The 15,144-nt window shown below is 46.3% G+C and carries 14 protein-coding genes; 10 read left to right on the top strand and 4 right to left on the bottom strand.

Annotated elements, in window-relative coordinates:
• Window positions 1-152: 152 nt before the first annotated feature.
• From QUB64_RS22625 to QUB64_RS22595, 8 genes are all read left to right on the top strand, one after another.
• Window positions 153-578: an IS607 family transposase gene (locus tag QUB64_RS22625; RefSeq protein WP_333267398.1), complete on the top strand. Its 426-nt coding sequence runs from the start codon at window positions 153-155 to the stop codon at window positions 576-578.
• Entirely contained in the window at window positions 481-1,656 is a 1,176-nt protein-coding gene (locus QUB64_RS33045; protein ID WP_369124799.1) for an RNA-guided endonuclease InsQ/TnpB family protein, read from the top strand. Before QUB64_RS22625 ends, QUB64_RS33045 begins: the two co-directional genes overlap by 98 nt.
• A 213-nt stretch (window positions 1,657-1,869) precedes the next feature.
• Window positions 1,870-2,736 carry an alpha/beta fold hydrolase gene (locus tag QUB64_RS22620; RefSeq protein ID WP_333267396.1) on the top strand — a complete coding sequence of 289 codons (867 nt, stop codon included), beginning with the start codon at window positions 1,870-1,872 and terminating at the stop codon, window positions 2,734-2,736.
• A 320-nt stretch (window positions 2,737-3,056) separates the two neighbouring features.
• On the top strand, window positions 3,057-4,160 hold the full coding sequence (gene hrcA, locus QUB64_RS22615; protein ID WP_442921694.1) for a heat-inducible transcriptional repressor HrcA: 1,104 nt from the start codon (window positions 3,057-3,059) through the stop codon (window positions 4,158-4,160).
• 625 nt (window positions 4,161-4,785) lie between these two features.
• Complete coding sequence (metG, locus tag QUB64_RS22610; RefSeq protein ID WP_333267338.1) at window positions 4,786-6,393, top strand: methionine--tRNA ligase; 1,608 nt, start codon at window positions 4,786-4,788, stop codon at window positions 6,391-6,393.
• 90 nt (window positions 6,394-6,483) lie between these two features.
• A complete protein-coding gene (locus QUB64_RS22605; RefSeq protein WP_096831201.1) occupies window positions 6,484-7,089 on the top strand; it encodes a LabA-like NYN domain-containing protein in 606 nt (201 codons plus the stop codon).
• A gap of 189 nt (window positions 7,090-7,278) precedes the next feature.
• A complete protein-coding gene (gene lptC / locus QUB64_RS22600; protein ID WP_333267336.1) occupies window positions 7,279-8,472 on the top strand; it encodes an LPS export ABC transporter periplasmic protein LptC in 1,194 nt (397 codons plus the stop codon).
• A gap of 200 nt (window positions 8,473-8,672) precedes the next feature.
• Window positions 8,673-9,260, top strand: coding sequence for a Uma2 family endonuclease (locus tag QUB64_RS22595; protein ID WP_333267334.1), 588 nt, complete (start codon window positions 8,673-8,675; stop codon window positions 9,258-9,260).
• A gap of 42 nt (window positions 9,261-9,302) precedes the next feature.
• Here the strand turns inward: QUB64_RS22595 and QUB64_RS22590 are convergent, their stop codons facing one another.
• Complete coding sequence (locus QUB64_RS22590; RefSeq protein ID WP_333267394.1) at window positions 9,303-9,911, bottom strand: Uma2 family endonuclease; 609 nt, start codon at window positions 9,909-9,911, stop codon at window positions 9,303-9,305.
• A 251-nt stretch (window positions 9,912-10,162) separates the two neighbouring features.
• Window positions 10,163-11,584: a signal recognition particle protein gene (ffh, locus tag QUB64_RS22585; RefSeq protein ID WP_333267332.1), complete on the bottom strand. Its 1,422-nt coding sequence runs from the start codon at window positions 11,582-11,584 to the stop codon at window positions 10,163-10,165.
• Window positions 11,585-11,827: 243 nt separating this feature from the next.
• Here ffh and QUB64_RS22580 point away from each other — a divergent pair, with 243 nt between their 5' ends.
• Window positions 11,828-12,043 carry a type II toxin-antitoxin system HicA family toxin gene (locus tag QUB64_RS22580; RefSeq protein WP_333267330.1) on the top strand — a complete coding sequence of 72 codons (216 nt, stop codon included), beginning with the start codon at window positions 11,828-11,830 and terminating at the stop codon, window positions 12,041-12,043.
• On the top strand, window positions 12,043-12,252 hold the full coding sequence (locus QUB64_RS22575) for a type II toxin-antitoxin system HicB family antitoxin (RefSeq protein WP_333267392.1): 210 nt from the start codon (window positions 12,043-12,045) through the stop codon (window positions 12,250-12,252). The genes QUB64_RS22580 and QUB64_RS22575 overlap by 1 nt, the downstream gene beginning before the upstream one ends.
• A 61-nt stretch (window positions 12,253-12,313) precedes the next feature.
• Here the strand turns inward: QUB64_RS22575 and QUB64_RS22570 are convergent, their stop codons facing one another.
• Together QUB64_RS22570 and QUB64_RS22565 are read right to left on the bottom strand one after the other, a co-directional pair.
• Window positions 12,314-13,006 carry a hypothetical protein gene (locus QUB64_RS22570; RefSeq protein WP_333267328.1) on the bottom strand — a complete coding sequence of 231 codons (693 nt, stop codon included), beginning with the start codon at window positions 13,004-13,006 and terminating at the stop codon, window positions 12,314-12,316.
• A gap of 10 nt (window positions 13,007-13,016) precedes the next feature.
• The gene (locus tag QUB64_RS22565; protein WP_333267326.1) at window positions 13,017-13,811 is read right to left on the bottom strand and encodes an NB-ARC domain-containing protein; all 795 of its coding nucleotides are present in this window, start codon (window positions 13,809-13,811) and stop codon (window positions 13,017-13,019) included.
• Window positions 13,812-15,144: the final 1,333 nt, after the last annotated feature.

Genomic DNA, 15,144 nt, shown 5'->3' with positions numbered 1-15,144 from the left:
AATGGCATATATACCACTCAGACTCATAAGTCGAATTTCTGGGCTTGCACGCAAACACCTTAAGAAAGTATGCAGATGAAGGGAAAATCAAGAGCATCAAAAACTGATCTGGACAAAGGCTCTACGATGTCGAGTCCTACCAGCGCGGTGCAATTGGAGTTACCACTATTTGCGAATGTCGCGTCAGTTCAACCAAACAGCGAGACGACCTTGCAAGGCAAGTTGAATTTATGCGAGAACGATATCCAGAAGCCGAAATCGTCCAAGACATCGGCTCTGGACTCAACTTCAAAAGGAAAGGATTGCAAGCCCTACTGGTCAGGCTTATGCGCTCAGATCAGCTCCAAATTGTTATTGCCTGTAAAGACAGATTGTGTCGATTCGGATTTGAGCTATTCGAGTTTATGGTCAAACAAAACGGTGGAGAAATCTTGGTTCTCTCAAACCCTGTACACTTTCCAGAAACCGAACTCACAGCCGATATTCTCGCCATCCTTCACGGCGACCGTTGCAGAATGCACGGCCTGGGAAGCTACAGCCAGAAAATCAAGAAAGATCCGAATATTCCCCAACCCTGAGCAAAAAGCTCTCCTAAAAAAATGGTTTGGTGTTTCCCGATTCGTATTTAATACAACAATTAAATACTTACAAGAGCCGGGAACCAAAGCCAACTGGCTGACAATCAAGACAGGAATTGTCAACTCACTACCGGACTGGGCGTCATCAGTTTTATTTCAAGTCAAATCAATTGCTATTAAAGACGCTTGTCAGGCTGTCAAAAAAGCCAAAGCAGATTTCAAGAAAGACGGACAAGTTCGTCGCTGCAAATTCCGCAGTCGCAAAGATACAAAGCAATCTGTTTACATCCCTAAGTCTGCCATTAAAGACTGTGGCATCTACCACACAATATTGGGTCAATCAAAGCTGAAAGAGGCATTACCAGAAAGTTTCAGTGATGGACGGCTAACACTTGCCTATGGTGAGTATTACCTGATTGTTTCTGAAGAAGTGCAACCAAGTCAGACCGATAACCAAGGTCGCGTGGTTGCCTTAGATCCCGGTGTTCGCACATTCATGACTTTTATTTCCGAGAATTCTTACGGATATCTCGGCAATGATTCCAATCTTCAAATCCAAAAACTGTGCTTCAAGCTAGACAAGCTGATTTCAAAAATGAGTAAAGCTGCTAACGAACAGAAGAAAAGATTTAAAAAGGCGGCTGACAGGTTGAAGTCTCAAATTAAACACATGGTAAAAGAGCTGCATTACAAGACTGCTAAATTCTTGGTTGATAATTTTGATGTCATCTTATTGCCATCATTTGAATCTTCCAAGATTGTCAGCAAGTCACGTCGTAAGCTCCGTTCTAAAACCGTGCGTCAGATGCTTACTTTATCTCATTATCAGTTCAAGAAACACCTTGAGTGGAAAGCTTGGGAATCGAGCAAGGTAGCCTTGACCGATATTAACGAAGCTTACAGGTCAAAAACAGTTTCCTGGACTGGGGAGATTAAGAAGATTGGTGGTTCCCGCGTTATTAAAGACGAGGATGGACGCTGCATGAACAGGGATCTAAATGGTGATCGCGGGATTTTATTGCGGGCATCGGTTGATACACCTTGGTTGAAAGAACACCTCAACTTATGTATTTGTTGACGAATGTTAGCAAAAAAGTATCGGTTCTTAATTCCTGAAACCCTTGATTTTATTGATTATTCCTGCTTTATGCTGCCGACTTCCATTTCTCTTGTGCTCGGAAACTGGGTTTTTGCTCGATGCCTGGCCTTGATTCTGAGAAAGTTAAACTCAGCCGATCGCCCTCCTCGAACTGCCGATCGCTCTGTGTTGATTTCGCGATACGATAAATTTATGGCAACCATCGACATCCTAGGGGTTCGGCACGCTTGCGATTTGACGGCTCCGACTGCAACTTCTCCGGTTCTGGTATTTGTCCACGGCTGGCTGTTAAGCCGCCGCTACTGGCAACCTTTGACCGATCGCTTGGCACCAAACTATCAGTGCCTAACCTACGATTTGCGCGGGTTTGGCGATTCTCAAGCCGACGGCGGCGAGAGTCGCGAGCCAGCAGAATCGCTCAATTCCTGCTACACTGCCTCCGCTTACGCTCGCGATTTGGAAATTTTACTCGAAAAACTGGATATTTCTAGTGCTTGGCTGGTGGGACACTCTCTCGGCGGTACGATCGCCCTTTGGGGAGCCAGCCAATTGTCCGATCGTATTAAAGGTGTCGTCTGCATAAATGCAGGCGGCGGCATCTATCTAAAGGAAGAATTCGAGCGGTTTCGAGCGGTAGGCAAACAGCTAGTAAAAATGCGTCCCCGCTGGCTGCCTCACTTGCCGTTAGCAGATTACGTGTTTGCCCGCGATTCTGTGGCAAGATCGATCGGGCGCGACTGGGGACGGCAGCGCTTGAAAGATTTTGTGGCGGCTCATCCAGATGCAGCTTTGGGGGCTTTGTTGGACTCCACCACAGAAGCCGAGATTCACCTGTTGCCGCAAATAGTGTCCCGACTCAAGCAGCCTGTTTATTTTATTGCCGGCACTAAAGACAAAATTATGGAACCAAAATACGTGCTGCATTTGGCTAGCTTTCACTGGATGTTCCAAGGTTGTGGCGAAAATGTGCTTCAGCTTGATTGTGGCCATTTGGCAATGATGGAACAGCCGGATGCAGTGGCTAGTTATTTGGAAAATATTCTGAAAGAACACACGTGAAGGGAATTGGGCATGGGGCATGGGGCATGGGGCATGGGCCCGCGCAGGGCATGGGCCCGCGCAGGGCAGTGGGGCATGGGGCATGGGGCATGGGGCATGGGCATGGGCATGGGGGATTAGAACTTATAAATCACCGAATAATCAATAACAAATAACTAATAACCAATCACTAATCACCAATCACCGATAATCAATAACCAGTAACAACTGACTTCTTCCTTAACCTAAATCTGTTATCTTAAATAAATAACTCTGCCCGATCGCCATTTTCGGACAAAGGTTTTCAATGGCTTTCAACTCTAAATTCCTATTCTGCTTAAATATCTGTGCGCGTTAACCTCACCGATCGGCAACAACACATCCTTTGGGCAACGGTTCGCCACTACATAGCTACAGCGGAACCCGTTGGCTCAAAAGCTTTGGCTGACGAATACAACCTCAGCGTCAGCCCAGCTACCATTCGCAATGCGATGGGGACTCTGGAAAAAGCTGGACTGCTATATCAGCCCCACACTTCAGCCGGACGAGTCCCCTCTGACTCCGGCTACAGAATTTACGTAGACCAGTTGATTCAGCCATCTGATACCCTGGCACGCAAAGTGGAACAGGTACTAGACCAGCTCAATTGGTCGGACGGTCGCATGGACGCGGCACTCCGAGGCGCTGCTCAAATTCTGGCAACGATCAGCGGTTACATTGCCATGATTACCATACCGCAAACCAATATGGCTTGCTTGCGCCACTTGCAACTGGTGCAGCTAGAGGCTGGAAAGGTGATGCTGATCGTGGTGACAGATGCCTACGAAACTCATTCGGTGTTGGTGCAGTTGCCGAAGGGCGCAGAAGGTAATTTGCCTGATGTCGAAATTGTCGATCGCGAATTGCAGATTTTGTCCAATTTTTTGAATAGCAAGTTACGCGGGCGATCGCTCTCGGAACTCTCGGCTGTAGACTGGAGCGAGTTAGACCGGGACTTTGAACTGTACGCTGAGTGGATGGAAACCATGCTGGCTGCATTGAGCAGCCGTCAAAGCAATCCAACCTACACCCGGATTCTGATCGGCGGTTTGGCGGAAGCGCTCCGTTTGCCAGAGTTTTCGCAGTTGCAGCAAGTTCAAACCCTGGTGCAACTGCTCGAACAAGAACAGGAACTGCTTTGGCCTTTGATTTTTGAATCGCCTGATTTGGACTCGCCCGGGAAACGGGTAACGGTGCGTATTGGCTCGGAAAATTCGTTAGAACCAATTCGGGGCTGTACTCTAATTTCTTCGACTTACCGCCGGGGATCAGTGCCGGTGGGTAGTGTTGGGGTTTTGGGGCCGACGCGAATGGTTTACGAAAATGCGATCGCGGTGGTGGAAGCTGCGGCGGATTATTTGTCAGAAGCTATTGGCGGCAATCGAGTTAATTTTCCTGAAGGATAACATATTGTTATATTCACCATAATTTGAGATAGGCCCAAGCCTAACTCTCTTGGGGTTTTATTGTCTTTGCCGGATGTGGTGGCAACATTAAGAAACCGTTTTTTTTGTCAATAAACCTTTGCTTTCCCGCTGTTGCTGGGGCAAGACACTCAAGCATCGCGCTTCACGATAGATTTTCGTAAAAAACCCGGTTGCTGCCTCCAGGCTCGGAGCGGAAACTGGTAGGAGTTGCGGGCGATCGCCCATTGACAGCAAACCCTCGCGGAGCACCAGTCGAGTGGCTCCTTTCAGCAGCCTAACCGAGGAGTTTGGCTGCAAATCCGGTCGGCGATCCCCGGCACTGGGCCATAGCGCCTGCGAGAAATGAATTGAAGACCCGGGAGCGGCACTTTTATGGGGCCCGAAGGCAGCGAAATATCAAAATCTTAAGACATTTTAGAGAGTTCGTCAAAAAGATCTAAAAAAGATTAGTCTTGAGAGGAAAGCTATATTTCTTTTGGGAATAGCCCGGGTTAAACAATTGCCCACAAGTTGCAGCAATTTTGGCTTGATTGCCACTCCAGAAAAGAGTTAAGCGCTGAGTTAAGATCGAAATTAAATTTAGGGAATTTTCTTTTACCATTCAATGAAATCGACCGATATAACTAAGAATACCTTTGCCATAACAACGCCTCTGTATTATGTCAATGATTTGCCTCACGTTGGCAGCGCTTACACGACTATGGCAGCCGATGCCCTAGCCCGATTTGAGCGGCTGCGGGGCAAATCAGTGTTGTTGGTTACCGGAACCGACGAACACGGGCAGAAAATTCAGCGCACGGCCGAGAGTTTGGGACGATCGCCCCAAGCTCACTGCGATTTAGTTGTTCCAGGGTTTGAGGCGCTGTGGGAGCAACTCTCTATCCAGTACGATCGTTTCATCCGCACAACTTCGCGCCGCCACGAGTACATTGTCAAAGAATTTTTCCAGCGTGTCTGGAACTCCGGCGACATCTACTTGAACCAGCAACAAGGCTGGTACTGCGTCTCCTGTGAAGAATTCAAAGATGAACGCGATTTATTGCCCGGAAATCGGTGCTCTGTCCATACCAGCAAGGCAGTTGAGTGGCGCGACGAAGAAAATTACTTTTTCCGCCTGTCGCGCTATCAAGACCAACTGCTGGCGTTGTACGCAGAACGTCCCGACTTTATCGCGCCAGAAAGTCGGCGCAACGAAGTGCTCAGCTTCGTCAACTCGGGACTCCAAGACTTTTCGATTTCTCGGGTGAATCTGGAATGGGGATTGCCGATACCGGTTGACCCCAGTCACACCATTTACGTGTGGTTTGACGCTTTGTTGGGATACGTCACGGCTCTGCTCGATCCGGACAGCGACCCGCTGTTAGAGAATGCTTTATCTAAATGGTGGCCGATTGACCTGCACTTGATCGGCAAAGATATTCTTCGCTTCCACGCAGTTTACTGGCCGGCAATGCTGATGTCAGCGGGTATGTCGGTACCGGGGCACGTCTTCGCTCACGGTTTTTTGACCAAAGACGGCAAAAAAATGGGAAAAACGGAGGGAAATACTTTAAACCCGGTCGAATTGGTCAATAAATACGGCCCTGATGCAGTGCGTTACTATTTCCTCAAAGAAATCGAGTTCGGAGAGGATGGTGATTTTAACGAAACTCGGTTTATCAATATATTGAATGCTGAGCTAGCAAACGATCTGGGAAATTTGCTTAACCGTACCTTAAACATGGCTCGCAAATATTGCGGTGGCTTAGTACCAAATGTGTGTGGGGAAAACATTTCCGGCGACAACCTTCTCAAGGGTATGAGCCTGGATTTGGGCGATCGAGTAGCGGGTTTTTACGAAGAGTTAGCTTTTAGTAAGGCTTGCGAAGCTGTGCTTGCATTAGTTCGAGCCGGCAACAAGTTTATTGACGTAGAAGCACCTTGGAGTTTGTACAAGCAAGGACAGCTCGAAAGTGTTCAACAAGTGCTATATTCGGTTCTGGAATCTGTTAGACTAGCATCTTACCTTTTATCGCCGATTATTCCGAATATCAGCAACGCTATCTATCAGCAGCTAGGTTTTTCAATTGACTTTAACGATCGGGTGACAGTTAACAGTTTAGCGACTTTTGCAGTTCATGCTGCCTGGGGCGCTTTGCCTGCAAACCAAACTCTGGGGGAACCCCAACCAGTGTTTAAGCGGCTGGAACTACTGGAAACAGTAGCGTCATAGTCGGTAGCCTGCGATCGGGGTGCTATGACAGATTATGAATTAGCACTTATTTCCTTACCAATCTTTCATAAAAATTGAGGCATAACAATCATGTTGAATAGAATAGAAAGCAACGACCTTTTTACGCCGGAACAGGTTCTGGAAAATCGCGGTCGAGTGGCAATTTTTATTGACGGGTCTAATCTTTTTTACGCGGCTTTGCAATTGGGAATTGAGATTGATTACACTAAGCTATTGTGTCGTTTAACTGCGGGATCGCGGCTGTTGCGCTCTTTTTTCTACACGGGTGTCGATCGCACTAACGAGAAACAGCAGGGGTTTTTGCTGTGGATGCGCCGCAACGGCTATCGAGTGATTTCTAAGGATTTGGTGCAATTACCCGACGGTTCTAAGAAGGCAAACTTGGATGTAGAAATCGCTGTGGACATGATGGCGTTGGTGGGTTCTTACGACACCGCCGTTTTGGTGAGCGGCGACGGCGATTTGGCCTATGCTGTGGATGCTGTGAGCTATCGCGGCGTGCGGGTGGAGGTGGTGAGTTTGCGATCGATGACGAGCGACAGTTTGATTAATGTAGCCGATCGCTACATCGATTTGGAAATGATTAAAGACGACATCCAAAAAACTTCGCGCCCTAATTATGCTTACCGCCCATTGTCGGGTTTGAGCTTGATGGACGAACACGACGACAGATAGGGATTTGGTGATGGGTGATGGGTGATGGGTAATAGGTAATGGGTAATAGCTGATGGGTTGAATAATTGAAAATTAGAAGTTAAAAATTTAGCTCAAGTATGACAGATTTTTGATTAGTGTTTTTAATTAGCCAATTACCAATTACCAATTATCAATGCCCAATGCCAAATGCCCAATTATGAATTACCAATGATTAATTTCAAATCTAAAATTCCCAGTCTCCAGTCCCCAAAGTTAATGCTATTTTTAGTAGCATTAATCTTGGGGATTGGTGCTTGTGCGGCTCCGCAAGAGACTCAAAAAAACAAATTAGCTGAGGATCTCAAAACTGCTCAACAGTCAAACAGCAGTTTGACCTTAAATAAAGTAACCCTAGAACAAGCAAACGAAAAGGGTGAAACGTTCTGGAAAGTAAACTCAAAAAATGCCGTCTATAGCAAAGACCAAAAGACAGTTAACGTTCAGAAACCTGTCGGTAAATTGTTTCAGGACGGCCAAGAAATTTATGACATTCAGGGAGAAACTGGGCAGGTATTTCAGGAAGGAAATCAGGTTTTTCTCAAAGGTAATATAGTCGCAACTGACCTTAAAAATGGCGTGGTATTGCGGGGAAACGAGTTGGAGTGGCGCCCGAAGGAAGATATTTTAGTTGTCCGCAATAATTTGACCGGAGAGAACAAACAAGTGACTGCTTCCGCGAAAGAAGCGCGGGTTTTCAGCAGGGCTAAGAGAATGGAGTTATTCGGCTCTGTGGTAGCCAATGTTAAAGATCCTGTTTTGCAATTGCGCACCGAGCATTTAGTGTGGTTTGTGGAGCAACAAAAGGTACATAGCGACCAACCGGCTCAAATTGACAGATACAAAGGTAAAACTGTAACAGACAGCGGTTTTGCCGACAAAGTAGATGTAGACTTAAAAACCAAGATTGCGACTCTGACGCAAAACGCTCAATTGATGCCATCAGACCCGCCGCTGCAAATAGAAAGCAGTTTAATGAGTTGGAATTTTCCGGCGCAAAATGTGGTTTCGCCGGGGCCAGTGAAGATTTTTCACCGCGTGGAAAAGGTGACGATGACTGGCGATACGGGGCGGGGAGATTTAGATAAAAAGATTTTTTATTTGACGGGAAATGTGGTAGGAATTGGGGATAAACGTGAATCTCAATTGAATACCGATCGCGTAACGTGGTATTTAACTAACCAGACGTTCGATGCAGAAGGAAATGTGGTTTACAAACAACTAAATCCGGTGTTTAATTTGACTGGGCCGAGGGCGGCGGGAGAGTTGAAAAATCAAACTGTGGTTGTCAAAGGTAACGGTGGTGGCGGCCAAGTGGTGACGGAATTTGTGCCGGATGAGAACAAGGAAATTTTCGGAAAGTAGATAAGATCATTGCAATTTTTCGAGGTTCGTAGTGAGGACTTCAGTCCGCATTAAGAAGGACTAAAGTCCTCACTACGAACCTTTGCAGGTTGGGGTTTGACCGATCGCGCTATGACGGGTTTCGATAGGGCTAAAAAAATATAAAATTGGAATGCAGTACAGTTTATAATTAAGATGGGATTGAGTAAGGAGCGGTTGGGATGACAGCAACTTTAGAAAAGTTAGAAAGGCTTGATGAACTTATCTTAATTGACGGAATGAGCTGGAGAGAGTTTAAGGCTGTTGAACAGTTGCTCTCACGCCCGGGGGTGAGGCTGTCGTTTTTAGATGGGGTATTGGAGATTAGACGTAGGCCGGGAAGAAAACATGAAACTATTAAAGAACGAATTGGTTCTCTACTCGATCTTTATCTATTGCAAGTTGGAATTGATTATCAGCCTACTGGATCGATGACCCTGGAAAGTCCATCGGGATTGGTGAAGCGAGAAGCTGATAAATCCTATAAATTGGGTGCTAACCGAGAACGTCCTGATTTGGTGGTGGAAGTGGTGGTGACTAGCGGTGGGATTAATAAGTTGGAAGCTTACAAACGCCTGGAAATTCCTGAAGTTTGGTTTTGGGAAAATGGTAGGCTGCGTTTGTACTCGCTTTTGGAAGATGGATATGCAGAAGTCGATCGCTCTTTGGTGTTGCCAGATTTAGATGTGCTACTATTGGCACGGTGTATCAATATCGAAAATCACCTTCAGGCAATGCGCGAATTTAGAGCAGCGATTCAAAGCGTTTAGAGAGCTTGTTTGCGGAAATGAAAAATTTAAAGCAGCAGCTATTTATCGCCACACTCGCCTCAAAGAGAGCACAAATCCGGGCAATATATCTTCACCGGACAACTCGGCTGGACTAATTAATATTTCTACTTCTGCTTGTTGTCGATAAATTTCTACCCGTTGGTTTTGCGGGTCAATTAACCAGCCCAGTCTCGCGCCGTTTTCCATATATTCCCGCATCTTTGCTTGCAGGGTGGAGAGACTGTCAGATGCCGAACGCAATTCTACTACAAAGTCGGGACACAGGGGAACAAAGCCTTTTCGTTCTTTTGCAGTTAGCGCTTCCCAACGAGCTCGACTCACCCAGGAAGCGTCGGGAGAAAAGCGAGCACCGTTAGGGAGAATGAACCCGGTAGAAGAATCAAAGCCTTCTCCTAAATCCTCGTTTGCTTCGCACCAGCGATCCAGTTGTCCGCTGATGCTAAGATTGCGACTACCTGATTCTCCTCCGGTGGGCGGATTCACGATTAATTCTCCTCGTGCAGTTCTCTCTAATCTCAAGTCGCGATTTGCCAATGCTAGGGCCTCGAATTGCTCGCCGGTGACTAAAAGGGCGATCGAATTTGGCACTTCGAGAGATATAGTTTCTGGTTGAGTAAATGTTTGTACCATATTCAATTCCAGACTTTCTGTTTTAGATATAGCAACCGCTAAGACGATTTCCACAATAATTATTATTTGTTGCGGGGTGGGCCGAAGAACCCGCCAGAATTCACAGGCTTTCCGGCCTGTTCCACAGGTTTGTAGTGAGGACTTTAGTCCGCATCAAAGAAAGGACTGAAGTCCTCACTACAAACAGGTTTGTAGTGAGGACTTTAGTCCGCATCAAAGAAAGGACTGAAGTCCTCACTACAAACCATTTTTTACAACTGACCAAAACCTTTTTTCGGCTTGTTTTTTTTCTTTTTCTTCTGACCGGGCATTCCCTGCATTCCTTGCATTCCTGGCATTCCCGGCATTCCCGGCAATCCTCCCATTCCTGTAAAGTTACCTTGACTCATTTGCTGCATCATGGTACGCATTTTTTGGAAGTCGCTGACAAGTTTTGTTACGTCGTTTTCTGCGTAGCCTGCGCCTTTTCCGATGCGGCGGCGGCGGGATGGAGAACTTGCTAACAATTCGGGATTGCGGCGTTCTTCAACTGTCATGGAATTAATCATGGCTTCGGTGCGTTTTAGCTGCACTTCGCCTTGTCGCATTTGTTCGTCGGAGAGTTTGTTCATCCCGGGAATCATTTTCATGATGCCGCCGAGGGAACCCATGTTTTTTAACAGTCTGGTTTGTTTGAGAAAGTCGGTAAAGTCAAACTTTGCCGTGAGCATTTTCTCTTGCATTTTCTCGGCATCGGCGATGTCGAATTCTTCTTGCGCTTTTTCTACTAGCGTTAAGACATCGCCCATGCCGAGGATTCTCGATGCCATGCGATCGGGATAAAATGGTTGCAATGCTTCCACTTTTTCGCCGACGCCGACAAATTTAATCGGCGCACCGGATATTTGTCGCACGGATAGGGCTGCGCCGCCGCGGCTGTCGCCGTCTAATTTCGTTAAGATGGCGCCGGTAATGCCGATTTGTTCGTGAAAGGTGCGGGTTAAATTTGCTGCTTCTTGGCCTGTCATGGCATCAACAACTAACAGCGTTTCGTGGGGTTGTACTGTTTGTTTGATGCGGGCCAATTCTGCCATCATTTCTTGGTCGATTTGCAGGCGGCCTGCTGTATCGACGATGATGGTATCTACGCCTAGTTCTTTGCCGCGTTCGATGCCTTGGCGGGCGATTTCTACGGGGTCAGTATCTTTGCCTAGTTCAAATACTGGTACGTCGATTTGTTTGCCGAGGGTGAGCAATTGGTCGATCGCGGCTGGTCGATAAATGTCCGTGGCGACTAGCAGTGCGGTAAGATTTTGCTTGCGGAGGTGCAGGGCTAGTTTGGCGGTAGCTGTGGTTTTCCCGGTTCCTTGCAAACCGGCCATCAGCACGACTGTGGGCCCGGATTCGGCGGTGGCGAGGGGTACGTTGGTTTCCCCCATGACGCGCACGAGTTCGTCGTGGACGATTTTGATGAATTGTTGGTCGGGACGGACGCCTGTAACGACTTCTGCGCCTTGTGCTTTGGCCGTTACCTCTGCGACGAAGTTTTTGACGACTTGGAGGTTGACATCGGCTTCCAGGAGGGCGCGGCGGACTTCTTTGATGGCGTCTTGGATGTTGGATTCGGAGATTTTATTCTGTCCGCGCAGTTTTTTCCAGGTGGATTCGAGTCGATCGGCAAGGGCTTCAAACATAGGGCTTTGTTGGCTAGTCAGTCTTTTTTATTTTAGGGCTAAATGCGGGTGTTTGGCCCAAAGTTTTGGGCAAAGTTGGATTTTTGGGTTTTTTAACCGCTGATGTAGGCGAATTAACGCGCTTTGGGTTTGGATGTTTTGAAGTTATTTGATATTAGTTTACTCGTTACCAGGCTAGAGCCTGGTAACATATATTCGGAGGCTCTGCCTCCATTTTTTCAACCGAGGCAGAGCCTCTAGATATTGATTCCCAGGCTGGAGCCTGGGAACCAGTTAAAAGCTGGGTTTACTTATCGATCGGCAAAAGGCAGTCATACAAGATGGGTTCATCCTTTACTACCTAATGAACCTATTACCATTGCTGGAAATGATGGCGATGATGCAAAACTGTATTTAGAGAGAGAAGTTAATCGAAAAATTGGCATATTGAAAGCAATTGAAGAAGAGGAATCAGAATGATGAAATTACCTTATATAATTGTTATTCAATGGTCGGATGAAGATAACTGCTACCTAGTTCATTTACCTGATTTTCCATCTCAGCAGTTTCACACTCATGGATATACCTACGAAGAAGCTTTGCAGAATGGAGTGGAGGTATTAGAGCTTTTAGTTGAAGAATATCAGGTAGATGGTAAATCTCTCCCAGAACCTAAAACTTTAGTATAAAACTTGCTGTTTGCTTGAATAAAGAGCCGATTAACGCGCTTTGGGTTTGGATGTTTGGAAGTTATTTGATGTTGGTTTTTACATATTCTGCGATCGCCCGCTGCACACTAAACAACGTACGGCCTAAGTAAACTTTTTCAATTAATGACCTGCGTCTCAAGGATTCCAAGGCTTTGAGGAATTCTGACGGCGATAGTTCGATCGTCTTTGGCTTGTTTGAGATTTCCACTGCTGCGGTTTCATTGGCTAACCAGGACATCACCTGTTTTTCTGGTTCCGACAATCGCTGAAAATGTTGGTGCAATAAATATTCTAAATCTCCTAAAACCAGGCTATCATAAGATAAAAATGCCGAAACTTTGCCGTCAAATAAGTCTTGAATTATTGTCGCTACTATATTTAACCACAATGGATTGCCTCCGTAAAGCTCAATCAATTCTGACCATTTTTCTGATTCAAGTAAACCTTTTTCTGTGAATAGTTCTCGTGCTGATTCGCCTAAACCGTTGAGTTGCAATGTTTGACAATTTTTATGTTCGCCTTCTAATGCTGGGATTTCTCTGGGTTTTTCCCAACTGAGCAAAACTAAGCAACTGTTGTGACATGATTCTGCTATTTGTTTGAAGAAAGTGCCATAATTTTCATAGCTTGGTTTGTAGTTTCCTGCTAGTTGTCTGCTGCTGAAGATTGTTTGGACATCATCGAGTACGATCAGACAGCGGTGCGATCGCAAATATTCGATAACCCCCCCCAACCCCCCCTTGCTAAGGGGGGGAGAAAGAGGTTGAATCTCTTCGCCCTCCCTGGGATAAGGAGGTTGAATCTCTTCGCCCCCCCTTGATAAGGGGGGGGTTGGGGGGGTTAGTTTCTTGCTGCTGCGATAGGGATTGAATTAAGTCGGTTTGGAGTGCACTCAGCGGTGGAGTGTTGCGGAGGCTGCGCCAGATGATGCAGTCGAATTGGTGGTGAATTTGTTGGATGAGTTGGAGTGCGATCGCACTTTTGCCGCTTCCAGCCAATCCTAGGATCGCGATCAGACGGGTGCGGCTTGCTAAAATCCAGTTTTCGAGGGTGGTGAGTTGGGAAGTGCGATCGTAAAACGTGAGGATTTCCGGTGCGTCGCCTAAGTCGATGCGGGGCTGTTTGGCTGTTGGTTGCGGGTTTTGGGGTGTTTTGGGCGATTCCCTGCGGGATAGCTGCGCTTCACGGGCTTTTTTAGAACAAATACTAAGGTTGTTATTAACTGTTACATTCTTACCAAGTTTTATATTATCGCCAACTACAGCTAATTGATAGTTATAAAAATCACCATTTTCTAATATGGGTTTCAAACTAGCTTTAGTAATATTTTCTCCCAATCCTTCAGAAAGTATTTTCCAGAGTTCCGAACCGACATTTCTCACATGACTTGAACTAGAGTAAACTTCCTTAGCAATTTGCGTGTAGGTGCGTTTTTTAAATGTTCCCCGCAGGATAGCTTCTTGCACGTAGTCTAAGTGCTTTCCGGTTTTGACAAAAACTAGGTCATCTGCCAGTTTTAAAACTGCGGCAATATCCATACAGATAGGAGAAGCTGGAGTTTACATGATTTATTGTACCTGACATTTCGTACAAATGAGACAATTTAGATTTTGTCATCTGTCTAAAGTCAGGACTTTTCCTACACAGCTCATCCTTTATAGTAATTTATTAAAGTTTTGGCAGGATATTTTTATGAAGCGAGTTCGGTGGCTCAGTGGTTTGTTGTCGGCTGGGGTGTTGTCTTTTACTCTAGCGACTGTTGGTGCACAAGTGGCACAGGCTCAGCGCCCAATCCATATACTCGACCTGAAATGTCTTGTTACAGGGGGTAAGGTTAACAACTATGGCATACTACAAAATTTTTCCAGGGAAGGTAGCGATATTTCCATAGGCAGACAAATATACACCAGTATTATGAGGGTACGCGAGGCCGGTTGGACTTGTAAACTTCCAGGGGGTCGTGCTTCTCTTCGATTGGAGTATGGAGTTAGCGATCAGGATCAGGAGCTGGTTTCACCACCCAAAATTGAGGTTTATGTAGATGGAAATCAAGTAGCTTCCCAAGTGGGGAAACCTGGGAGGATCAATACAATGCTGGTAGATGTTAGTAATGGTAAAAATCTCTCGATTGATATCTCCTGTTCCACAGCACAAAATTGTATGAACAACCCTTACTTTTCTCAGCCATTTCACTTCTTCAAATTTAATCTAGAGCCGGGGGCAAGCTCTCCAGGGAGAAGATAAATGATAAGTATCAATATGACACAGCAGCGGGGACGGTGACATCTCGCTACGATTTAGTTGAACCGGGGCCGAAAGGTTTTGGGCGTGTTGAGTATACTATTGAAGCGGAAAATCAGCCCCGGCGGGTGATTTTGGTGACTGTGAGGTTTTAGGGAAATCCGGTTATTTCGCTGGGTGGGGGCGGGTTTATTTCACCTGTTTGTTGGTGTCAAATATTGTTGGTGAACCCGCCCCTACAGGGTAATCTGGATGCTGATATCTTGCATGACAATCCACAATCTTGTAGGGGCGGGTTCACCAGTATTTCTAATTCCCATGCAGGGTATTTATAAACCCGCCCCCACCCACGCATAGGGCCGGGGCGGGTTTATTTCATCTGTTTGTTTGTGTCAATTATTGTTGGTGATTTTGGTGACTGTGAGGTTTTAGGGAAATCCGGTTATTTCGCTGGGTGGGGGCGGGTTTATTTTACCTGTTTGTTTGTTTCAATTATTGTTGGTGAACCCGCCCCTACAGGGTAATCAGGATGCGAAAGCTGATATTTTGCAGCACAATCCACAATCTTGTAGGGGCGGGTTCACCAGTATTTCTAATTCCCATGCAGGGTATTTATAAACCCGCCCCCAC

Origin of the sequence: Microcoleus sp. Aus8_D2 (assembly GCF_036702665.1) — a bacterium.
Taxonomy (GTDB): domain Bacteria; phylum Cyanobacteriota; class Cyanobacteriia; order Cyanobacteriales; family Microcoleaceae; genus Microcoleus.
This window is presented reverse-complemented; position numbering and strand designations above follow the sequence as displayed.